We start from the raw sequence: 22,891 nt of genomic DNA, 5'->3' as shown, positions 1-22,891 counted from the left end.
GTCTTACGGGGTCTCACCTATTTCGCTTTTCCCGCAGGAGTCCGCGTCTCCCCTTCTACTCCTGCCTGGTTTTTTCGGTTTAAGCAACAAAAAACCTGAATGATGCTTCTTCTTCTCTATAGAAAAAGAAAATCATTCAGGTTTTTTTACACCATTTCAATTATAAATCGACTGAATTCATCTTTTCGGTCGCCGTCGAAGTGGTTTATTCGGCACCAATTCTTCAAATTCAGGATGAACATAAGCAGGTCTTTTTCTCTCCCAACCTGTTCCTAGCGATTCTATTGCTTCTTCCCAACTATGGATTACAGATGACTTAGTCTGAAGAAGGGCGTTCAGATTATCTTCATCTTCTTCATCAAAAAATGCGGCTTCGTTCGTTTCTTTTACGAACACCCATTGTCCGTCCGGTTGTTTCTGTCCCATCAAGGTGACACGTCCACCTTCAAATCGTAATATAAGTATTTCTTCCCATACTGTTTCCACGTTTTCTCCTCCTGTCTCAATCTTTACGAAATTTCGTTTGATGCAACTCGACAAGTTCTTCAAATCGAACATTTCGATCTGTTACCTTTTGAGGAGACGGATGATAGTAGTCTGTTGTTCCTTGCTTTTCTTTTCCGAAGAAAGGAACACCTGATTCTTGGACACGTTTCATCCACTCTTGTTTTGCTTGTTCGAGATAAAGCCATGATCTCCGGTTTTCGACACCCCAGCCGAGAAGCAACCAGGGATGCATCTTTAATTCTTCAACAGAAGCAAACGACTCACTTGAATCATAGATTCCAAGTCGGGATAATTCTTCGAAGTGTCGAATGGATTCCACATTGTTACCATGGCGAAGCTGAAATAAATTATACAAATGGAAACGCCCTGATAAAGGTTTTTGGTCAGTATGAATACGTTCAACGATACGTATCAGCTGTTTCATCGTTGGGTCATTGGCGTGAATAGGTCCGGTCGCTTGCCCAGTCGTATGGAGTACTTTATCCAACTGTTTCGTTAACTTCGCAGATCCGGGATTCAACAACAGACAGGCACCGAGTGAATTTGTTCCTTCGCCCCATTGCAGGTAGGTCTCATGCCGATGGATACGGTCACCGATTTTCATAAAGGTACCAAATGCTTGAACGTTCTGATGATTCATACTTGAACAGACTCCCCTTCAAAATGGAATAAATAAAGGTTTTTTTACATTTTATCACATTTTTAAAATAAAATGTTTTTTGGGATTCTGACTCAATACTTGAAGATTTACGGACAACTAAAAACTCCTTTTGCTGTAACGGGGTTACCGTTTAACAAAAGGAGTTTGAGATAAATCATTCTTAGTTTTCTTCACGAACGAACAAGGCAACACTCTCGACGTGCGTCGTGTGCGGGAACATATCAACTGGTGTGACTTCCATCAGCTTGTAGCCAAGCTCAGCAAGCAACTTCGCATCACGCGCTTGCGTCGAAGCGTTACATGAGACGTAGACGATCCGTTGTGGTGCAACTTCAGCCGCAGCACGCAAGAATTCTTCGTCACAACCTTTACGTGGTGGGTCGACGACGATGACGTCCGGCTTGATGCCGCCTTTAACAAGTGCCGGCATGACCGTTTCTGCAGTTCCGTATTCAAACGATACGTTGTCGATGCCGTTTGCTTTTGCGTTCCGGCGTGCATCGTCAATCGCTTGTGGAACCATCTCGATGCCGTAGACGTGTTTCGCCTGTTGGGCCAGTGATAACGAAATCGAACCGATACCGCAGTAGGCATCAACGACGATTTCATTGCCTGTCAATTGTGCGTACTCGAGTGCTTTTCCGTACAGTTTTTCCGTCTGTAACGGATTGACCTGGAAGAACGAGTGCGGTGAAATTTCATATGTCAATCCGGCGATTTGATCGCGGATGACGGCTGGTCCGTGCAGGACGATGTTACGTTTTCCTAAGATGACGTTCGTCTCATCCGGATTGATGTTGTGCTGGATCGATGTGACGTTCGGAACGGCCTTTAAGATGCCTTCGACGATTTTATCCACACCGCGCAATTGTTTGACCTTCGTTACAAGAACGATCATCAATTCGTTTGTATGGTATCCGTGGCGTGCCATGATGTGACGGATGACACCGCTGTTTTTCTTTTCGTCGTAAGCTGGAACCTTTAAGTCGGCCAATACTTTACGAACCGCTTGAATCGCTTCATCATTTTCTTTGTTTTGGATCAAGCAGTAATCCATGTCGATGATGCGGTGACTGCGTTTTTGATAAAAACCAGCCATCAGTTTGTTCGATTGGAAGGCAACCGGGACTTGTGCCTTGTTGCGGTAACCCCACGGGTCTTCCATGCCGATTGTTTCATGGACCGGAATTTCAAGACCGGCAAGACGGGCAAACGCGTCACGGACACGGTTGTGTTTGAATTTCAGTTCCGCTTCATACGAAAGGTGTTGCAGTTGGCAACCGCCGCACTGGTTGTAGACCGGGCAAGGTGGTTCAACGCGATCGACACTCTTCGTTTTTTGACGGATGATCCGTCCGAAACCGTACGATTTCGTCGTTTTCGTGATTTTCACTTTCACTTGCTCTGTCGGCAATGCACCGGGAATAAAGACCGTGTAGCCGTCAATCCGGGCGACACCAGAACCGTCGTGCGTCAAATCGACGATCTCGACGACGTGCTCATCATTTTTTTGTACTGGAATCATCTTGTTTCCTCCTAAAAACCCTGCGCTTTACGCGAGGTTTGTTTCTTCTTCTTCAGCTCGTAACTGTACATTGATCGTTTCCATCTCATCGATCCGGAATTTCGGTGTCATGACGTCGAAATGCGACCGAAGATTCGTCATCTCGCCTTCACAGATTCCGCCGAATTCACCATCGATGTTCAAGCTCATTTCGGATGTATTTTTCATCCGGACGAATGACGTCGTCACGTGTTCGACACATGGATCAGAGAAATGATCGCCTTTTAAAGCCAAACGCATCACGCGAATCAACTCGACAAGATTACATTTTTTCAAAATGAATAAATCAAACCGTCCATCATTGAGGGAGGCATTGGGCGAGAGTTTCTCAAACCCGCCTACGGAATTGGTGTTCGATGTCAAAAAGAGCATGACTTCACCTTTAAAGATCCCGCGTTCATGCTCAAGCTCAACGTACGTCGGACGGATTTGCGGAAGTTTTTCCATTCCCTTGACGTAGTACGCCAACTGTCCAAGTGCTGTCTTCAGCTTTGACGGGACTTCGTAGGACAATTCCGTCATGATGCCACCACCTGCGATGTTGATGAAGTAATGGGTTCCGGTCGATCCTTCGATCTTACCGATATCAACCGGCATCGTATAACCGGTACAAATGACATCCATCGCCCCTTCAATCGTCAATGGAATCCGCATCGCCCGACCAAAATCATTGGTCGTCCCGACCGGCAAGACACCTAACTTCGGACGAACCGGGTAAGACGCCATCCCGCTGATTACTTCGTTTAACGTACCATCTCCACCTGCAGCAACGACAAGGTCAAATTCGGCTTCACAGGCCCGTGCTGCTTCGTATGTCGCGTCACCGACCGCTTTCGTCGAATAGACGGAAGTCTCATAACCCGCTGCTTCCAGCCGGTCCAAGATATACGGCAGATTTCGCTTTACCATCTCTTTCCCGGAAGTCGGGTTATAAATCACTCGCGCTCTAGGTCTCATAAGATTTTCTCCTTTTTTACTCAACCGATCCATTTGATACATAACTGTTTTATTTTACATGAAGTCCCGGCACATTACAAAGGCAAAAAAAGAAACGCCTGCTTCTCCGCCTTGATGCAAGACGAGAAACAGCCGCTTCCGAATGGTTATTTTAATTTTTCCAATTCCTCGTAGAAGAGTTGGTCGAGCAAGGCAGGATTCGCCATGCCTTTTGTTTTCTTCATGATTTGACCGATGACAAACCCTTTTTTCCGGTCGCGTCCGTTGACGAGTTCTTCAACAACCGCTGGATTTGCTTCGAACATCTCGACGACAAGTCCGCGAAGCAGTCCTTCATCCGAAATTTGAGCCAGTCCTTGTTCTTCGACGTAAGCACGTGGCTCGACGCCTTGTTCGATGACTGCCGTGAAGACTTGTTTCGCGATTTTTGATGAAATCGTGCCGCCGGCGATCAATTCGATCATTTCCGCAAGACGGACCGGTGTCAACTTGATCGTGTCAAACGTTTCCGTCGATTTGTTCAAGTGACCTTGGACTTCACCAACCGTCCAGTTCGCCGCTGCTTTCGGTTCCGCACCGGCTGCAATCGTCGCTTCGAAGTATTCCGCCATCTCACGTGTGACCGTCAGTTGTTTCGCGTCATACGCCGATAGACCAAGCGCTTCCTGATACCGGACACGGCGGGCATCCGGTAATTCCGGGATACCGGCACGAATCGCTTCTTTCCAGTCATGATCGAGGACCAACTTAACGAGATCCGGTTCCGGGAAGTAGCGGTAATCAGACGCGCCTTCTTTGACCCGCATCAAGACGGTTTGTTTTTTCGCTTCGTCAAAACGAAGTGTCTCCTGGCGCATGACACCGCCGGATAACAACAGCTTACGGTGGCGGTCTTCTTCAAACTCCAGACCTTTTAAGACGTTTCCGAACGAGTTTAAGTTCTTCAGCTCGGTTTTTGTCCCGAACTTCTCTTGCCCGTAGGGACGGACAGAAATGTTACAGTCGCAACGCAACGAACCTTCTTCCATCTTAACGTCCGAGACGCCGGCATACTGCAACACTTCTTTCAGACGTTCGAGATAAGCGACCGCTTCTTTTGGTGAGCGCATGTCCGCTTCACTGACGATCTCGATCAACGGTGCGCCGGTCCGGTTGAAGTCGACGACCGAATGGTTGGCACCGGTGTGGTTCATCTTCCCGGCATCTTCTTCGAGGTGAACACGTTCGATCCGGAAACGTTTCGTTTCGCCGTCCACTTCAGCATCGATGTAGCCGTCAAAACCAATCGGCTGATCAAACTGCGAAATTTGATAGGCTTTTGGCGTATCCGGATAAAAATAGTTTTTCCGGTCGAATTTCGTTTGATCGGCAACGTGGCAGTTCAACGCCATTGCTGCACGAACGGCGAGTTCAACCGCTTTTTCATTGATTTTCGGCAGAACGCCGGGATGTCCGAGACAGACCGGGCACGTCTTCGTATTTGTTTCCGCTCCGTATTCCCGGGCACAGCCACAAAACATCTTTGTATTCGTATTTAATTCGGCATGGACCTCAATACCGATGACTGTTTCAAAGTTCATAAGGCATTCTCCTTTATAACTTCGGAAGCGCGAATCCGCCGGTCGCAAGCTCGAATGCATGCGCAGCACGATAAATCGTCGCCTCGTCAAAGTGTTTTCCGATGATTTGCAGACCGACCGGTAATCCGTCGACGAGACCGGCTGGAACCGAAATTGCCGGTACCCCTGCCAAGTTGATCGGAATCGTCAAGATATCGTTGGCATACATCGTGACCGGATCATCGTTTTGTGCACCAAGTTCAAAGGCTGGCGTCGGTGCAGTTGGTCCGATGATGACATCGTATTTCGCAAGGACTTGGTCAAAATCTTGTTTGATCAACGTCCGGGCTTGTTGTGCTTTTTTATAGTATGCATCGTAATAACCTGAGCTGAGGGCATATGTGCCGAGCATGATCCGGCGTTTGACTTCGTCACCGAAACCTTGAGCACGCGAATACTTGAAGACATCTTCGAGTGCATCGGCTTCCGCACGGACACCATAACGGATTCCGTCGAAACGGGCCAAGTTCGATGAGGCTTCTGAAGAAGCGAGTAAGTAATACGTCGCAAGTGCATATTTCGAGTTCGGAAGCGAGACTTCATCGACCGTCGCACCAAGTGACTCAAGTTTCTTGATTGCCGTCCGGATGTTCTCCTTGACGCCTTCACTGACACCTTCGCCGAAATATTCTTTCGGAACAGCAATCTTCAAGCCCTTAATGTCACCCGTCAATGCCTGTGTATAGTCGGTCGGATTGACGTTGGCCGACGTTGAATCCATGTCGCAGTGTCCGGCAATCGCACTCAATAAGTACGCATTGTCTTCGACAGTCCGTGTCACTGGTCCGATTTGATCGAGTGACGAAGCGAACGCGACGAGACCGAAACGCGAGACAAGACCGTATGTCGGTTTTAAACCAACGACACCACAATACGCAGCCGGCTGACGAATCGAACCACCCGTATCAGAACCAAGGCTGAATAAGACTTCTCCTGCTGCGACAGCTGCTGCTGAACCGCCTGACGAACCGCCCGGTACGTGTTTTGTGTTCCACGGGTTGCGAACCGGTTTATACGCTGAGTTTTCGTTTGACGATCCCATCGCGAATTCATCCATGTTCAACTTCCCGATTGTGACAGCTCCTGCTTCGTGCAATCGCTCGACGACCGTCGCATCGTGTGCCGGTACGAAGTTTTCAAGGAACTTCGAACCACATGTCGTCGTCATTCCTTTTGTGACGATGTTATCTTTGACACCAATCGGCAAACCGAATAACGGGCTTGCTTCGTGTTTTGCGATTTCATCCATTCGTTTTGCTTGTTCGAAAGCCTCTTCATTCAGAGACAAAAAGGCTCCGATTTTTCCATCAACGCGGTCAATCCGGTCAAAGGATTCTTGGACAAGTTCAGATACTTTAACTTCCCCATCTTTGACGAGTGTGTGTAAGTTCTTTACACCATGTTCAAAAAGTGACATATCGGTGGTCTCCTCCTTATTCGAACACTGCCGGGACGCGGACTTGTCCGTCTTCCCAATCAGGTGCGAGTCGTTCTACTTCCGTACGCGGAAGTGATGGGCGTACTTCGTCTTTACGCAAGACGTTTTTGAGATCGAGGACGTGTGTCGTCGGTTCGACTCCTGTCGTATCGAGCTCATTTAATTGTTCAGCAAACCCGAGAATCTTCTCGAGTTGAACGGTAAATTGTTGAACCTCTTCATCTGTTACGGCGAGACGTGCTAAATGCGCCACATGGCGGACTTGTTCTTCATTAATCTTTGCCATCTGATTCCACCTCCGGAACTTTTTCAATATATTTTACACTATTTCTAATCATAGCACTTTTTGTCCAGACAAAAAAGACGATGGTGCATCGGGGGGAGGTCCGCACCATCGTCCTTATAGGGGTAGCAAAGCTTCCGGGCAGAAAGCTTCTAGTTATGAATTACCCAAGCTGTCGAGAAGCAAAACAAAAAATCTGAATATTCAAAACAGTATTACCAAAAAAATGAGAGAGGTTCCCCTCTCCCATTCCTCTGTGCACCGTTATACTACTTTCCGTTCTTGTTCCGCTCCTTTAAGCTGAGCTTGAACTTGATCAAACTCATCATAAATTGCCTGACTTGGCGCTTTCGTCAACAGACTGCCGACGACGAGCGCAACCGTCGATGCGAGGAACGCAGGAATCATTTCATACAGGTCGGCGATATACGATGGCAGACCACTGACGTTTTGAACCATCAAAATCCATCCGATGACGACGACCGTTCCTGTAATCATCGAGGCAAGAGCCCCATGTTTGTTCATTCGGCGCCATAATAAGCTGAACAGCACGACCGGTCCAAACGCAGCACCAAATCCGGCCCAGGCATATCCGACGAGTGTTAAAATTGATTTTTGAGCACCAAACGACAACAAAATCGCAAGGACAGCAACCACGAGGACCATCACACGACCGACGACCATCAGTTCCTTATCCGACGCATTCCGCTTCAAGAACCGTTGATAGAAATCATTTGTGGCGGCGCTTGATGAAACAAGCAACTGTGTCGAAATCGTTGACATGATGGCAGCGAGTAATGCCGCCAGTAATAATCCCGTGATGAACCCAGGGAACAGATCGCGCGACAATTGAATGAAGACGTTCTCCGGATTCTCAAGCGTCCCGCCTTGTTGCGTGAAGTAAGCATATCCGAACAAGCCTGTCACCATCGCGCCGACAATCGAGAACGTCATCCAGATCATCCCGACACGACGTGCTGCTTTCATCTCGTGTAAGTTCCGAATCGCCATAAAACGGACGATGATGTGGGGTTGACCAAAGTAACCGAGTCCCCACGCGAGTAACGAGACAATTCCAACAACCGTCGTTCCTTTAAACAATTCCAGTTTTGATCCGTCCGTCGAACGGATCGTCTCAAGCGTCTCATTGATCCCGCCGCTGAGTGACAACGTGACAGCTGGGACGATCAATAAGGCGATGACCATGATCATCCCCTGCACGACATCCGTCCAACTGACGGCGAGGAATCCGCCGAGGAACACATAGGCGATGACGACTCCGGCTAAAATCCATAACCCGGTCGTATATTCCAAACCAAATACCGATTCAAACAACCGACCACCGGCTACAAAACCACTTGATGCGTACATTATAAAGAATATTAAGATAACTCCAGCTGAAACGGTACGCAGAACCCCACTTTTATCGTGGAATCGTTTTTCAAAGTAGTCCGGAATCGTGATTGCATCCCCGGCATGTGCCGTATACGCACGTAAGCGTGGAGCGACGAGCAACCAGTTGGCATACGCACCGAGCAGTAATCCGATGACAATCCAGCCACTGGACAGACCAGTTGCAAACATCGCCCCCGGTAATCCCATCAACAGCCACCCACTCATATCGCTTGCTCCTGCTGAGAGCGCAGTGACGACGGGACCAATCGTCCGACCTCCAAGCATATAATCATTCATGTTCTTCGTCCGATAATAGGCGATCACACCAAGCGCGACCATCAGGCCGAGATACAGCAGAATCGCAAACCACATTCCATTCATCCTTGCTCCCCCTTTTCCATGATGTAAAAAGAAAACGGGTATGCAGGTCGCATACCCGTTTCATCTATTAAACATCATTTTAGAACATTTCAGAAGTAGTTTTTGCTTGAAGGTGTAACGTCAAGTAATCCGGACCGCCTGCTTTTGAATCCGTTCCTGACATGTTGAAGCCACCAAATGGTTGGTATCCAACGATTGCACCTGTGCAACCACGGTTGAAGTACAAGTTACCGACGTGGAAATTCGCACGTGCGTACTCTTGATTCGTCCGGTCTTGTGTGATGACAGCACCTGTCAAACCGTATTCCGTGTTGTTTGCGATATCGATCGCTTCTTTGAAGTCTTTTGCTTTCGTGAACGCCACGACCGGTCCGAAGATTTCTTCCTGCATCAGACGATCCGTCGGTTTTACATCCGCGACGATTGTCGGTGAGACGAAGTATCCTGTTGAATCGTCAGCCGTACCACCCGCTGCAATCCGGCCTTCTTGTTTCGCGACGTCGAAGTATGACGTGATTTTTTTGAAAGCAGCTGCATCGATGACCGGACCGACGTTGTTCGTCACATCAACCGGGTTCCCGATACTGAGTTTATTCGTGTTCTCGACGACTTTCGCGAGCAACTCGTCGTAAACTGAATCGAGCGCGACGACACGTGAACACGCTGAACATTTTTGACCAGAGAAACCAAATGCGGCTTTTGTGATCATATCTGCTGCGTAGTCGAGATCGGCTGACTCATCGATGACCATCGTGTCTTTTCCGCCCATTTCAGCGATGACACGTTTCAGCCAAATTTGACCGTCATTCAATTTCGAAGCACGTTCGTTGATGCGGAGTCCGACATCGCGTGAACCCGTGAAGCTGATGAAACGTGTTTTCGGGTGATCGACGAGATAGTCACCGACTTCTGCGCCCGGTCCTGGAATGAAGTTCAAGACGCCCGCCGGAAGACCTGCCTGTTCCATGACTTCAACGAATTTTGCAGCGACGACCGGTGTCGTCGATGCTGGTTTCAAGAGAATCGGGTTTCCTGCCACGATCGCAGCAACCGCTGTCCCTGCCATGATGGCAAGTGGGAAGTTCCATGGTGAGATGATGACACCGACACCCAGTGGAATGTAGTCGTACCGGTTGTATTCACCCGGACGGCTCTCGACTTTTTTACCTTCTTTTAAGACAAGCATCTGACGCGCGTAGTACTCAAGGAAATCGATTGCTTCTGCTGTATCCGCATCCGCTTCGTTCCATGGTTTACCCGCTTCTTTGACGAGATAAGCTGAGAATTCATGTTTCCGTTTCCGGATGATGTTCGCCGCTTTGAATAAGACGTCCGCACGAACACTCGGATTAACGAATTTCCACGTCTCAAATGCTTTGACTGCCGCTTGCATCGCATCTTCAGCATGCGCTTGTGTCGCTTTCGAAACGCGTCCGACGATTTCTTCTTTGTTTGCCGGATTGACAGAAACGATTTTGTCCTCTGTCGTCACGCGTTCTCCCCCGATGACGAGTGGATAATCTTTGCCAAGCTCTTTTGATACAAGAGTTAACGCCTCTTCGAACGCTTTCTTGTTTGCTTCCTGTGAGAAGTCCGTGAATGGTTCGTGTTTGTACGGAATCATCTCTATTCCCCCTTTATACTTGCTTTTAATCGCTTACATTCTCCATTGTACAGAAGCATGTCGCCGCTTACAATTATTCTAGCCAAAAAAATGAAGAAGACCGATTTGGTCCCCTTCATGTCCTGCTTATTGCTTCGCCTGTGAAAAGACGATTTCTTCGTTTTTGACGGATACTTGCACGTCTTGTCCCTGGAACAGCCAGTCATCTTGGTCGGAAACAACGAAATGAATTCCATCGACGGTTTCTTCGACTGCCGCCCGGTCAACGGCCTCCATGTGAACTCCGACTGAGAACCCTTGTGTCAGATCAGTTGATCCGCCGTATTTGGCGAAAAATCGGATCGTATCGCCTTCTTTTGCTTCCATCTCTTCTTTGAAGTATTGTAATGCTTCGTCTGTTACGTGAATTTTCATCTTGAACCCACTCTCCTTTAGTTTAGTGTACCTATTCCCTACTCAAAAAAGCGAATTTCCTGTATGGTGAAGACACAAAGTATTGATGTTTTTCATTAGGAGGAACCAAAAATGAAACGATTGCTGACGATATTAGCGTCAACGAGTATCATCCTCGTCGGATGTGGAAACGATTCTGCTCCGTCTACTGATACTGAATCCCCGAAGTCAACGGAAACGAAACAAACCAAACAAGCGGATCAAGACGTTCTCGCTGTCTACAAGACGTACCAACAAACCGTCGGGCAGTCCGGTACGGCTGACGCCAAAGCCCTTGCCCGGATCGAATATACCGGAGAGGAACAATTGCTCCGCCCTGCCATGCTTGGTGCTAAAAACTTAAAAATCAAACCGGGTAAGGTCGTCAAAAGCTTTCAAGAAGGGAATGTAGCTTACGTCATTCACGAGTTTAACGATGAGGACGGTTCCCCCCTCCCGAACCGGGCGTCCAAGCTGTTTTTGAAGCAGGAGGATGCATGGAAGGTCGTCATCGTCCCGACGACATTTGAGCCTGCAGTCTTTACGACACTCGCTTCGATGTTCGACTCCTTTAATGCCGACGAGTATGGGGTCAACGCGAAAGCCGCGGAAGCCGTCGGGAATACGAAGGAAGATCAACAAGACGAAGTCTTCACACGCGTCAATGCCCAGACAGACTATATGGCGCTTGAGATGAACAGCAACATCTTGATGATTTACGGTCAAGCCCTCGGCAATGAAGGGAATCCGGAGACATTGGTCGACTATTATGAAGATTACGCCGACTGGTACCGTGATGAACAAGCCCTGTTGCTGAAGACGGCAAAAGCCGGCACGGATTTCGAAAAATATTTGATTGCCCTTGATCCCTTAAAGGAAAGCCTGCAAAAGAAGCTTGAAAAATACGCCGACCAGTTAAACATGGAACTCGGCTGAGGAGGACTATTCATGAACAAACTCGATTTCACACTGCCTAATGCACAAGGAGACTTGATTTCGTTAAGTGATTACCGCGGCAAAAAAGTCATCCTCTACTTCTACCCCAAAGATTCCACACCGGGCTGTACGACAGAAGCCTGTGATTTCCGTGACGCAACGGAAGCTTTCGCTGCGAAAAATACCGTCATCCTTGGTATTTCGGCTGACAGTCAAAAACGGCACCAGAACTTTATTTCGAAATACGAACTTCCATTCGAGTTATTGTCCGATGTCGAGCATACCGTCTGTGAACAGTATGGCGTCTGGCAACTAAAAAAGAATTACGGAAAGGAATATTATGGAATTGTTCGCTCGACGTTTTTAATTAACGAATCCGGTGAACTAATTCAGGAGTGGCGTTCTGTAAAAGTCAAAGACCATGTCGCAGAAGCACTTTCCTTTCTTGACCAACTCGATTGATCGACCCGAAAACACGCGAAGCAATTCGCGTGTTTTCATTTTCAATTCCTATTTCCTTCCCAATATTATCCTCCCCAAAAAATTATTTTTACAAAAAAAACGTTGATAACACATGAAATTTTAATGATTTTGAAATAATCTGAAAATAAGCTATTGATTTTTCTGAATATTGTATTTATTATTGGTAACAAGTTGATCCGGTGCTTTCCTTCAACAAATAAAAGGCGATGACCCCTCTTATTTTTTATAGGACACCGGATCGCTATTCTAATCGGTACTCATATTTCAATCATATATATTCATTCTTGGGAGGGAACTTATTATTATGAAGAAGAAAAAGACACTTGCACTCGTTGGTGCCCTGACAATTGCTGGATCAAGCCTTGCTGCTTGTAGTTCTACGGACGACTCAAAAGAGACATCAGGTTCTACGGATACGAAAAAAGCATCAGACAAACAAGTCCTTAACCTGACAAGCGGTTCAGATATCCCGGCACTCAGCCCAACCGTTGCAACGGACTCCGTTTCATTCACAGTCCTCAATAACGTTCAAGAAGGTCTGTTCCGCCTTGATGAGAAACAAGAAGCAACACCTGGTGTCGCTGAAAGTGTAGACGTCTCTGAAGATGGTCTTACATACACATTCAAATTACGTGATTCAAAGTGGTCGGACGGTAGTGACGTCACGGCGAAAGACTTCGAGTATGCCTGGAAACGCGTCCTTGATCCAAAAAGCGGATCGCAATATGCGTACATCATGTATATCATCGACGGCGCAGAAGCGTACAACACTGGAAAAGGAAAACCAGCTGATGTCGGCGTCAAAGCAGTGGACGACAAAACACTTGAAGTTAAGCTGACACAACCGGCTGAATACTTCAAAGCGTTGACGGGCTTCGGTTCATTCATGCCGCTCAAACAAGAATTCGTCGAAGAAAAAGGAAAAGACTTTGCAACAAACCCGGAAAACTTCCTCTACAACGGACCGTTCCAACTCACGGACTGGAAAACAGAAGTCGGCTGGAGCTACAAGAAAAACGATCAGTACTGGGATGCTGACACGGTTAAACTTGAAGAAGTGAACTACAAGGTCGTTAAAGAAGTCTCGACTTCCGTCAACCTCTATGAAAAAGGTGACATCGACACAGTCGGTCTGACAAGTGAGTTCGTTGATCAGTATAAAGACAGTGATGAGTTCGACACACGTCTAGATGCTTCGATGTACTACATCCAAATGAACTTCAAAAATGAACTGCTCAAAAACAAAGACATCCGGAAAGCAATCGATTCTGGTTACGACAAAGAGCAGATGGCAGCAGTCCTTTTGAACAACGGATCAATCCCTGCGTACTACTATGTGCCTAAAGAATTCGCAAAAGGTCCGGACGGCAAAGACTTCCGTGACGGCAACGAAGGATTCGGCTCATTCGACGCTTCATCCGCAAAAGCTTCGTTCGAGAAAGGTCTGAAAGATGTCGGCAAGAAGACAGTCAAACTTGAACTTCTCTCGTATGATGACGACAACTCGAAGAAAATCTCTGAGTACCTCAAAGGCGAGTGGGAGAAAAACCTTCCAGGTCTTGAAGTTACAATCAAACAACAGCCGTTTAAAAACAAGCTGGAGCTTGAATCAAAAGGTGAGTTCGAACTTTCATTCGCTGGTTGGGGACCTGACTACCAGGATCCAATGACATTCCTCGATATGTGGATGACAGGTGGACCGTACAACCGTGGTGGCTACTCAAGCGACCAGTATGATTCACTCATCAAATCGGCAATGAAAGAAACGGATACTGAGAAACGTTGGCAGTCCCTCAAAGACGCAGAGAAAGTCTTACTTGAAGACGATCAAGCGATCTCGGTTATGTACCAACGCGGTGCTTCACTCTTACGTAAGCCTTACGTCAAGGGAATCGTTAACCACAAAGTGGGTGCCGATACTTCGTTCAAATGGACATACATCGAAGGAAAATAAGCAGGACTTCAGACCAGACCGCCATATGCGTGTCTGGTCTTTTTTTCCATATGAGTCAAATGAACTGTTTTTATATCATTCATTAAAAATTGATAACATTCTGTTTTCATTTGAATTACTTCCATTTATACTTAGCTGAAGAATGATTTTCACTTTATTTACAATATTTCACGGTAATTATTCATAATTAATGGAAAAGCGCCGATATATTCTATACAGAGGACTTTTGCCTCAACTATTACGATTGACTAGGAAGGAGGACTCACCCTTGAAACAACGTGTACTTACGAGTCAGCAAGCATGGACGGAGGAACAATTGGAAATGATCCAAGCCATCCAAGCGTTAGGCGAGCTGATTCAAGACCGTCCCCGCCGGACGATTTACCGTCGCTACGCCATCGAACATGGTTGGCCACAACCTGAGACCATCATCCGTCAGTTCGGTTCTTGGCCGGAAGCCTTATCCGCAGCCGGATACGAATGGCATATCGATCAGCAACCGGAAGAACTCGAGCGTGCTCCAAAATATACGAAAGATGAAATCTTAAAATCGTTTCATCGTTATGCTCAAGATGTCGGTTCGACGATCACATTAAAGAAGTATCAGATCTGGCGAAAATCGGTTCACCATGCCCCGAGTCATTATCATATCGTGAAGATGTTCGGATCCTGGCATGATGCCTGTACAGCAGCCGGATTAGAAGCCAGTGTGACGTATTCAAAAGCAGAACTTGCCGCTTCACTTCGCCAAGCGATCGAAGAAGTCGGTTTCTCCCTCTCGTTCGAAGCATACCGCGAATGGGCAAAACGCAACAACAAACCCTCGACCAAAGCGTTGCTGCACCGCTATGGTTCATGGTCAGCTGCGATTCATGCCATCGAAAGTGAAATCCGGATCAGTAAACAACAGGCTCAATAATCTTGCTTTTATTCTTTATTTTAACGATTCGACGAACACGCCTCGTTCTTTCATCAGAACGAGGCGTGTTTTATTTCCATCGTCTTTCGACTGCCTTCTCCTCTCAACGACAAAAAAGAACCGCTGATCATTCAGCGGTTCTTGCGTCTCTTCATCAAACGACACGTTCTTTCCATTCCTGATACGATGCGACACGATCTCGTCCCTGGAACTTCGCACCAATGTACATCGCGCGGTCCGCATTCCGGATCAGGCTCGCTAAATCACCGAGCTCGTTTAATGTATCGATTCCGATGCTGGCTGTGATGTTTAATGTATGTTCCTCGATTTGAATCGGGTTGGCATGAAGCGTCTCACGAATCCGTTCGGCGACGATTTGTGCGGAATCAAGATCGGTGTTCGGCAATAAGACGACAAACTCTTCACCGCCATACCGGGCGACGAGATCCGTGATGCGTGTCGCCTGCATCAAGAGTTTGGCGACTTCGAACAACACGACGTCCCCTACTTCGTGCCCATACGTATCATTGATTTGCTTAAAGTGATCCAAATCAATCATCAAGGCCGAGAACGGGTAGAGGTCCCGTTGTCTGATCCGTCGATCGCCCCACTCCTGTAAGGCGCGGTAGTTCGGCAATTTGGTCATCGCATCGGTCCGACTGTCCGTCAAGAGACGTTCCCGCTCCTGCGCCCGTTCGACGGCCCAAGACAGCACACGTAAGGCCCGGTACAGTTCATAGCCAAAATCTTTTGTGAATTCACCGCTCGCCTCGGATGCCAAGAATAAGGAGCAGTTGATTTTTTCCGTTGCTTCCGGCTGAATGAATAAAATGGACTGGGTTTCTTCCGGAACACAATCATAGAGACGGATATCCCATTCTTGCTGCATGCCATATAACAGCACTTCTTCTTTTTCTTCGATGATTTCTTCGATGACAATCCCCCGGACATGATCGGCTTTTAATTTCCGCCCATCCTTCAACGAATAGTACACGGAATGACCATCACTGAAGTCAAACTTGATCCAGGCGATATCAGGACGAACAAAATGATTTAATTGCCGGAGATACCGCTCGATGATGAACTGAGCGTCGCCGTCTTTCCAGGCTGCTTCTTTTAAACGTTCAATTTGTTCCCAGTGTTCGATTCGATCACTGGCATGAACGGAACTGCCAAGCGAACGTTTGATGATGAAGAGCGCAAAGGCGGTCATGACCAGACCACTGTTTCCGTTGTTTTGCACCATTAATGTACTGAAAACACCAAACAGTAACTCTGCCGCGATGACGACAGCTTCAAAACGTAATAACGGTAACATGACACTGCTCGGGATATTTTCACCGAGTAAAAAATTCGATAGTTTGTATTGGAACAATAAGACGCACCATAAAATCACGACCATGACGAGCAGTGGTCCAACATTCTGAATCAAGGTGAAGTCTTGCCCGTGTGTGCCGCCTAACGCATTGTAGGCAAGCCCAGCCGGCAGGATCAATAATAATTCGAGCGTGACGTTAAACGGATAATTATGTAGCATACGTCTCCGTCCGATTGCCGTGTGAACAGTCCGTAATTGATAAATCAACATCGTTAATTGACCGACACAGACGGCTGATAATAAACCATATGTTAAAAAAGTAAAAAGAACGAATCCAAAATGAAAGGTAAAACTCATATGTCTTCTGCGAACCGGATCAATGACAAAAATCGTAGCCAAGACCACAACCAGCATGAATGTAAAAAAATCGATACTCGGACTGTAATCTCTTGTTTTCGCCAGTAGGTCTATCCCAATGACCACAAGAAAAAAGACAATCCAGCTTCGAAGGAGATATTGTTGAAAGCGACGCACGTTGACTTCCCCTTCCCAAAACATTTTTGTATATAAATGGAAAACACAATTTTATTATTCCTTACCTGAGCATGGAAGTCTATTCTGAACGTGCTAATTTGTTACACTAATAATAGAGGTGATCATTCAGTGACTAATCAATTTACAAAAGAAGCATTTAATGCGTTTCAAATCGATGGACTGGAACAACGGATGGAGGCGATTCGGGAACGGATACAGCCCGTCTTCAGACAGATCGGGCAAGACGTTTCTCCTGATTTAACCGTTCATCTTGCAGAAGATATGTATGTGCATATCGCACAGCATGCACGTCGGAAAGTAAATCCACCCAATGATACGTGGATGGCCTTTTCTCCTAACAAAAGAGGGTATAAAAAACATCCTCATTTTCAAGTCGGTCTGTTCGATGACCACTTATTCATCTGGTTAGCCTATATTTACGAGCTTCCGAACAAATCACAGTACGCAACCAAATTGTTGGAACAGCAGCAGCTCCTGCATGCGCTCCCGTCTGACTTCGTCATTTCCTATGACCATATGAAAAAGGACGCACAGCCGATTGATGAGACGACGCTCGAGCAAGGTCTTGTCCGCTTCCGGGATGTAAAAAAGGCAGAGTTTTTAGTCGGCCGCCATGTTTCGGCAGATCAAGTCAGTGCGATGTCACATGATGACTTAGTCCAGATGATTCGAAATACCTACGAACAACTCGTCCCAATCTATAAAAAGATTAAATAAAAAGGATGGCCTAAAAGGTCATCCTTTGTTCGTTAGTTATATTTTACTAGAATTGACATGACTTGTGTACGGTCAGAATTTAAATTTAGATAAATGTTGACCTGTTTCGTTGAAACCGTCATGACATTAAACGTTTTATCGAGCTTGGCCGTTGAATAGGCTTTTTGAACTTCTTTGACAGAGACTGTCCGATCAACTGCTTTCGGATTGTAGACGATTGCGGAAACTTTCGCTTTCCGATCCGGCACGCCGAATGTTGAACAATAATGGACGGCTTTGTTTGGTGTGACTAAGCCTTTCCCGCTTTGGCACCACGTCGAGTTTCTTTCCCCTTTGTACGCGTTATGTACCTGAGCTAAAGTCGTCTGTTCAAGTTTCACTTTGTTGTCGGTCGATTTTGCTTGTGTCGCGCTTGTTTTGATTTGTTTCAACCAATCGACGTCCGTCGGTTTGGCAGCTTCTGCAGATTCGTTATATGAAGGACCTGAGACAAGGCTCACGGTAAGTGCGGCAGTTAAGATAAGACCAAAAATTTGTTTCATGATGTACTCCCCCTTGAATTGCTTGATAAATATCTCATTCCCCCATTTTTGAAATACTATTCACTTTCAATACATTTTTTTAAAAAATATTTTAAAAAAAGTTGTCACCTTAAAAGGCGACAACTTTTCTTTGTTATTTCTTATGCATCTTAAATTCTAAAAATAGCTCATTATAATGAGCCAACATTTCTTTACCGAGATTTTCATATACTTCTAGTGTATCCGTGACTTCTTTGTTCGGATAAAAACGTTCATCTTCCCGCACTTCTTTATCCAGTAATTTCAGAGCCGCTGCATTTGGTGTCGAGTAGCCGACGTAATCGGCATTCTTCGCCGCATTCTCCGGCTCAAGCATGAAGTCGATGAACTGGTGCGCCCCGTCCACATTTTTCGCTGTTTTCGGAATGACGATATTATCGAACCAGACATTGGAACCTTCTTTCGGAATCACATAGTTTAAATTTTCATTTTCACTCATGATTTCATTGGCATCACCCGACCAGACCACGCCGATTCCGGCTTCTTCGTTTGCAAGCAGCAATTTGATTTCATCACCGACAATCGCTTTGATGTTTGGCGTCAACTCCATCAAGTTGGCTTTTGCCGCCTGCAACTTCGTTTCGTCCGTTTCGTTCAACGAATGACCGAGGCTGTTTAAGCTCATCCCCATCACTTCGCGTGCTCCGTCAGCCAGAAGAATTTGATTTTTTAAAGCCGGATCCCAAAGATCTTTCCAACTCGTTGGTTGTTTCCCGTCAATCAATTTCTCGTTATAGACGATACCTACCGTTCCCCAAAAGTAAGGGATCGAGTAGCGATTGCCCGGATCAAACGATAAATCCAAGAAACGTTCATCGATGTTTTTGAGATTCGGGATTTTCGTCTGATCAATCGGCAGGACCAACTCTTCATCGATCATCTTCGCGATCGCATAATCGGAAGGAACCGCAATGTCATACGTTGTCCCGCCCTGTTCGACTTTCGTCAGCATCGCTTCGTTCGAATCAAACGTTTGGTAAACGACTTTGATGCCCGACTCTTTTTCAAACTGGTCAATCAGTTCAGGATCGATATAATCGCCCCAGTTATAGATGTTCAAGACATTTTCACCCGAATACCCTTGTGTCGCGTTTAACCGGTTCAAAGCAAATAAAATGATCCCCGATATTAGAAAAATCGCGACGAACAATTGAATAAGTTTTTTCATCGGTTATTTCACCTCCGGTCGGGACAGCTTCATCGCAGCACGTTGGTTTAAGAAGTAGTAGCCGATGACAAGCAGGAACGTGAACAGGAAAATCACTGTCGATAAGGCATTGATTTTCATTGAAATTCCTTGTCGGGCGAGCGAATAAATTTCAACGGACAAGGTCGTAAATCCGTTCCCCGTCACGAAAAACGTCACGGCAAAATCATCAAGCGAATACGTCAACGCCGTAAAGAATCCGGCAAAGATTCCCGGTGTGATGTACGGCAGGATGACCTTCGTCAAGACATCGAGTCGGCTTGCGCCTAAATCACGCGCCGCATCGACGAGCGTCGGACTCATCTCCTGCAGTTTCGGGAGAACCAAAATGACGACGATCGGGACGGAAAACGCAATATGCGATAACAATACCGACGTAAACCCGAGTTTAATCCCAAGCATCGTAAAGAAAATCAAGAACGATGCCCCGATGATGACGTCCGGACTGACGATTAAGATGCTGTTGAGCGTCAACAGCGACGTCTCAATCCGCTTGCGTCGGACCGCCTGAATTCCGATCGCCCCAAACACACCGATGATCGTGGAGATCGCTGCCGATAAGAGGGCAATGACCAAGGTGTTCAAGACGATGATCAAAAGCCGTGAATCCTGGAAAACTTCCTTGTACCAGTCCCAAGTGAAGGACTCGAAATTCGTCATGTTATCGGCACTGTTGAACGAGTAAAATGCCAGGTAAAGAATCGGTGCGTACAAGATGATGAAGACACCGATTAAATAGAGATTCGCTAGTTTCAGTCGTTTCATCACGTTGTCGCCCCTTTCTTCCGTTTTGTGCTCGTCAAAGCAAGAATGATGGCCATTGCGATGATCAAGAAGACGGCGATCGTCGCACCCATGCCCCAGTTCTGCGTGACGAGGAATTGTTGCTCAATCGCTGTCCCCAGCGTGATGACACGGTTCCCGGCAATCAGACGTGTAATCATGAACAGCGAGAGCGCCGGAATGAAGACGAGCTGACAGCCTGATTTGACGCCGTCAAGCGTCAACGGGAAGACAATCCGGCGGAACGTCATGAAGTTTGAAGCCCCGAGATCGCGTGCCGCGAAGACAAGCGATGGATTGAGTTTTTCAAGCGCATTAAAAATCGGCAGAATCATAAACGGAATGAAGATGTAGACGGAAACGAACACGAAGCTGAAATCCGTGAACAAAATCTGTTGCCGACCGATGCCGATTGCTTCAAGTGTCTGGTTCGCCAGTCCGTACGTGCTGAACAGACCGATGAAGGCATACGCTTTAAGCAATAAGTTGATCCATGTCGGCAAGATGATCAACAGTAACCAGAGTTGCTTATGTTTCGTTTTCGTCAGCAGATACGCCGTCGGATAACCGATAGCGAGTGAAAACACCGTGATTAAAAACGCATACCAAAATGAACTTAACGTCATCGTCAAATAGGTTGAGCTGAAGAACTTTTGGTAGTTAATGAGCGAAAAGTTCCCTTCAAGATCCAAAAACGAATAATAGACGACAAGGACGATCGGTGCGATGACGAACAACGCAATCCAAAAACTATACGGGATGAGGTACCAGTTGCGTGTTTTTTGCATCAGAGCACCCCGTCGTAGGATTCCAGACGTTTATCAAATTCCTCTTCCGTCTCATTCAGACGCATGACGTGGATCGCTTCCGGATCAAACGTCAGACCGATTTGTTCGCCGACGGTCGCTTTTTTCGTACTGTGAACGAGCCACTCGTTTCCGACCTCGTCCATGCAGGCAATCTCATAATGAACGCCGCGGAATAACTGGGAATCGACCGTGACACGTAACTTCCCTTGCGCAACACCCGTGATTTCTAAATCTTCGGGACGGATGACGATTTCAACCGGCTCATTCAACTCAAGCCCCCGGTCGACACAATCAAATTCGTTTTCCGCGAACGATACGCGGTAATCCGACAGCATCCGGCCCGGGATGATGTTCGATTCGCCGATGAAGTCAGCGACGAAGCGGTTGATCGGTTCATCGTAAATATCCGTCGGTGTTCCCGACTGTTGAATCAGACCGTGGTTCAGGACAAAGATTTCATCCGACATCGCCAGTGCTTCCTCTTGGTCGTGCGTGACGAAGATGAATGTGATGCCTAGACGACGCTGTAAATCCCGTAGTTCATATTGCATCTCGGTCCGGAGTTTTAAATCGAGGGCCGATAACGGTTCATCCAGCAAGATGACTTCCGGCTCATTGACGATGGCCCGGGCAATCGCTACCCGTTGACGTTGTCCACCCGACATTTCCGTGATTTCACGCGATTCATATCCGGACAAGTTGACGAACTTCAACGCGTCAAGCACACGTGTCTTGATTTCCGCTTCCTTCATCTTCTTGATCCGCAGACCAAATGCGATGTTTTCAAAAACATTTAAATGCGGGAACAAAGCATAATCCTGAAAAACCGTATTGACCTGTCGTTTATTGGCAGGAACATCATTGATTCGTTTCCCGTTAAACAGAATATCGCCTTCCGTCGCCTCCGTGAATCCGGCAATCAGGCGTAAGACGGTGGTCTTTCCGCAACCCGATGGGCCGAGCAAGGTATAGAATTTCCCGCGTTCGATCTCAAAACTGACCTGATCGAGGACGGTCTGATCATCAAAACGTTTTGTCACGTCTGTAAATTGAATGATTGTGTTGTCTGCCAAGTTCTGTTCCTCCTTATAGGTACGAATCAGTTGCCGTGACGAGTACCTTTGTCTTTGTATCCGACTCGTTTCGTAATTGATGAATTTCAGAAGCCTTATAGTATAATGTCTCGCCTTGGGCTGCAATATAGGATTGTCGTCCCAGCTGAAGTGTCACACGTCCTTCTAACACGTAGACAAACGTCTCGGCTCCTGACGGTTCGTATGTCTTAAACGCGCCTCCCGGCGCCAACTGAAGTAACACCGGTTCCATGTCTTTCTCGTTTGATTCCGGAATCAACCACGTCACATGATACCCTTGTTCTATATCTTCATAACTCGTGACATCATTTTGTGCATAGACGACCTTTTGATTTAATGTATCCTCATCGAAAAAATCTTTTGCGGAGATACCGAGTACTTCGAGCAGACTGAACAAGGTCTCAATCGACGGTGAACTGATTTCACGTTCGATCTGCGAGATGTATCCTTTGCTCAAATCCGTTCTTTCACCCAGTTCTTCTTGTGTCAGTCCTTTTTGAAGACGCAGATTCTTGATTTTATTGCCGATCGTACGCAATCCGCGCCCTCCTTTCGATTCGTCAGTTTAGTATAAGACGACTTTAAGTTTACTAATCACGTACCGATTATAGCGTATTCAGTCAATTAATCAACTAAAATGTTTTAAATTTTCCGAGGTCCATTTGACACCGATA

Annotated in this window: 23 protein-coding genes; 5 read left to right on the top strand and 18 right to left on the bottom strand. The window is 46.7% G+C overall.

The window, feature by feature from the left end:
- Positions 1 to 177 precede the first annotated feature (177 nt).
- From P397_RS0103980 to P397_RS0103935, 10 genes are all read right to left on the bottom strand, one after another.
- Positions 178 to 486, bottom strand: a complete 309-nt coding sequence (locus tag P397_RS0103980) for a hypothetical protein (RefSeq protein WP_028105712.1) — start codon at positions 484 to 486, stop codon at positions 178 to 180.
- 16 nt (positions 487 to 502) lie between these two features.
- The gene (locus tag P397_RS0103975; protein ID WP_028105711.1) at positions 503 to 1,147 is read right to left on the bottom strand and encodes a hypothetical protein; all 645 of its coding nucleotides are present in this window, start codon (positions 1,145 to 1,147) and stop codon (positions 503 to 505) included.
- A gap of 181 nt (positions 1,148 to 1,328) precedes the next feature.
- Complete coding sequence (gene rlmD, locus P397_RS0103970; RefSeq protein ID WP_026832074.1) at positions 1,329 to 2,693, bottom strand: 23S rRNA (uracil(1939)-C(5))-methyltransferase RlmD; 1,365 nt, start codon at positions 2,691 to 2,693, stop codon at positions 1,329 to 1,331.
- Positions 2,694 to 2,720: 27 nt separating this feature from the next.
- Complete coding sequence (locus tag P397_RS0103965) at positions 2,721 to 3,689, bottom strand: diacylglycerol kinase (protein WP_026832073.1); 969 nt, start codon at positions 3,687 to 3,689, stop codon at positions 2,721 to 2,723.
- Between the two features lie 146 nt (positions 3,690 to 3,835).
- Complete coding sequence (gene gatB / locus P397_RS0103960) at positions 3,836 to 5,269, bottom strand: Asp-tRNA(Asn)/Glu-tRNA(Gln) amidotransferase subunit GatB (protein ID WP_028105710.1); 1,434 nt, start codon at positions 5,267 to 5,269, stop codon at positions 3,836 to 3,838.
- Between the two features lie 13 nt (positions 5,270 to 5,282).
- Positions 5,283 to 6,725 carry an Asp-tRNA(Asn)/Glu-tRNA(Gln) amidotransferase subunit GatA gene (gene gatA, locus P397_RS0103955; RefSeq protein ID WP_028105709.1) on the bottom strand — a complete coding sequence of 481 codons (1,443 nt, stop codon included), beginning with the start codon at positions 6,723 to 6,725 and terminating at the stop codon, positions 5,283 to 5,285.
- A 16-nt stretch (positions 6,726 to 6,741) separates the two neighbouring features.
- Positions 6,742 to 7,032, bottom strand: coding sequence for an Asp-tRNA(Asn)/Glu-tRNA(Gln) amidotransferase subunit GatC (gatC, locus tag P397_RS0103950; protein ID WP_014971273.1), 291 nt, complete (start codon positions 7,030 to 7,032; stop codon positions 6,742 to 6,744).
- A 261-nt stretch (positions 7,033 to 7,293) separates the two neighbouring features.
- Positions 7,294 to 8,805, bottom strand: a complete 1,512-nt coding sequence (putP, locus tag P397_RS0103945) for a sodium/proline symporter PutP (protein ID WP_035414050.1) — start codon at positions 8,803 to 8,805, stop codon at positions 7,294 to 7,296.
- A 79-nt stretch (positions 8,806 to 8,884) separates the two neighbouring features.
- On the bottom strand, positions 8,885 to 10,429 hold the full coding sequence (gene pruA / locus P397_RS0103940; RefSeq protein WP_028105707.1) for an L-glutamate gamma-semialdehyde dehydrogenase: 1,545 nt from the start codon (positions 10,427 to 10,429) through the stop codon (positions 8,885 to 8,887).
- A gap of 126 nt (positions 10,430 to 10,555) precedes the next feature.
- Positions 10,556 to 10,843, bottom strand: coding sequence for a HesB/YadR/YfhF family protein (locus P397_RS0103935; RefSeq protein WP_026832068.1), 288 nt, complete (start codon positions 10,841 to 10,843; stop codon positions 10,556 to 10,558).
- A gap of 111 nt (positions 10,844 to 10,954) precedes the next feature.
- Here P397_RS0103935 and P397_RS0103930 point away from each other — a divergent pair, with 111 nt between their 5' ends.
- The 4 genes from P397_RS0103930 to P397_RS0103915 all read left to right on the top strand — a co-directional run bounded on the left by P397_RS0103930 (position 10,955) and on the right by P397_RS0103915 (position 15,153).
- Positions 10,955 to 11,797 (top strand): hypothetical protein, encoded by an 843-nt coding sequence (locus tag P397_RS0103930; protein ID WP_028105706.1) that lies wholly within the window; start codon positions 10,955 to 10,957, stop codon positions 11,795 to 11,797.
- 12 nt (positions 11,798 to 11,809) lie between these two features.
- Complete coding sequence (gene bcp / locus P397_RS0103925) at positions 11,810 to 12,259, top strand: thioredoxin-dependent thiol peroxidase (protein ID WP_026832066.1); 450 nt, start codon at positions 11,810 to 11,812, stop codon at positions 12,257 to 12,259.
- A gap of 325 nt (positions 12,260 to 12,584) precedes the next feature.
- On the top strand, positions 12,585 to 14,234 hold the full coding sequence (locus P397_RS0103920) for a peptide ABC transporter substrate-binding protein (RefSeq protein WP_028105705.1): 1,650 nt from the start codon (positions 12,585 to 12,587) through the stop codon (positions 14,232 to 14,234).
- Between the two features lie 268 nt (positions 14,235 to 14,502).
- Positions 14,503 to 15,153 carry a homing endonuclease associated repeat-containing protein gene (locus P397_RS0103915; protein WP_028105704.1) on the top strand — a complete coding sequence of 217 codons (651 nt, stop codon included), beginning with the start codon at positions 14,503 to 14,505 and terminating at the stop codon, positions 15,151 to 15,153.
- A gap of 15 nt (positions 15,154 to 15,168) precedes the next feature.
- Here P397_RS0103915 and P397_RS17900 read toward each other — a convergent pair whose 3' ends face one another.
- Positions 15,169 to 15,318: a hypothetical protein gene (locus P397_RS17900; protein WP_156508404.1), complete on the bottom strand. Its 150-nt coding sequence runs from the start codon at positions 15,316 to 15,318 to the stop codon at positions 15,169 to 15,171.
- A complete protein-coding gene (locus tag P397_RS0103905; RefSeq protein WP_028105703.1) occupies positions 15,308 to 17,005 on the bottom strand; it encodes a GGDEF domain-containing protein in 1,698 nt (565 codons plus the stop codon). The genes P397_RS17900 and P397_RS0103905 overlap by 11 nt, the downstream gene beginning before the upstream one ends.
- Positions 17,006 to 17,134: 129 nt before the next feature.
- On the opposite strand from P397_RS0103905, the gene P397_RS0103900 reads away from it, so the two are divergent.
- Complete coding sequence (locus tag P397_RS0103900; RefSeq protein WP_026832062.1) at positions 17,135 to 17,743, top strand: YktB family protein; 609 nt, start codon at positions 17,135 to 17,137, stop codon at positions 17,741 to 17,743.
- 32 nt (positions 17,744 to 17,775) lie between these two features.
- Here the strand turns inward: P397_RS0103900 and P397_RS0103895 are convergent, their stop codons facing one another.
- From P397_RS0103895 to P397_RS0103870, 6 genes are all read right to left on the bottom strand, one after another.
- Positions 17,776 to 18,285 carry a hypothetical protein gene (locus P397_RS0103895; RefSeq protein WP_026832061.1) on the bottom strand — a complete coding sequence of 170 codons (510 nt, stop codon included), beginning with the start codon at positions 18,283 to 18,285 and terminating at the stop codon, positions 17,776 to 17,778.
- Positions 18,286 to 18,418: 133 nt separating this feature from the next.
- Positions 18,419 to 19,492, bottom strand: coding sequence for an ABC transporter substrate-binding protein (locus tag P397_RS0103890; RefSeq protein ID WP_028105702.1), 1,074 nt, complete (start codon positions 19,490 to 19,492; stop codon positions 18,419 to 18,421).
- Positions 19,493 to 19,495: 3 nt separating this feature from the next.
- Positions 19,496 to 20,296: an ABC transporter permease gene (locus P397_RS0103885; protein WP_251135606.1), complete on the bottom strand. Its 801-nt coding sequence runs from the start codon at positions 20,294 to 20,296 to the stop codon at positions 19,496 to 19,498.
- A complete protein-coding gene (locus P397_RS0103880) occupies positions 20,296 to 21,102 on the bottom strand; it encodes an ABC transporter permease (RefSeq protein ID WP_028105700.1) in 807 nt (268 codons plus the stop codon). The genes P397_RS0103885 and P397_RS0103880 overlap by 1 nt, the downstream gene beginning before the upstream one ends.
- On the bottom strand, positions 21,102 to 22,196 hold the full coding sequence (locus P397_RS0103875; RefSeq protein ID WP_028105699.1) for an ABC transporter ATP-binding protein: 1,095 nt from the start codon (positions 22,194 to 22,196) through the stop codon (positions 21,102 to 21,104). Before P397_RS0103875 ends, P397_RS0103880 begins: the two co-directional genes overlap by 1 nt.
- A gap of 13 nt (positions 22,197 to 22,209) precedes the next feature.
- Positions 22,210 to 22,755, bottom strand: coding sequence for a helix-turn-helix domain-containing protein (locus P397_RS0103870; protein WP_026832056.1), 546 nt, complete (start codon positions 22,753 to 22,755; stop codon positions 22,210 to 22,212).
- Positions 22,756 to 22,891 lie beyond the last annotated feature (136 nt).

The organism is Exiguobacterium undae DSM 14481 (assembly GCF_000620805.1).
GTDB classification, from domain to species: domain Bacteria; phylum Bacillota; class Bacilli; order Exiguobacteriales; family Exiguobacteriaceae; genus Exiguobacterium_A; species Exiguobacterium_A undae.
The sequence above is the reverse complement of the archived record's forward strand: the minus strand, read 5'-3'. Positions and strand labels throughout refer to the sequence as shown.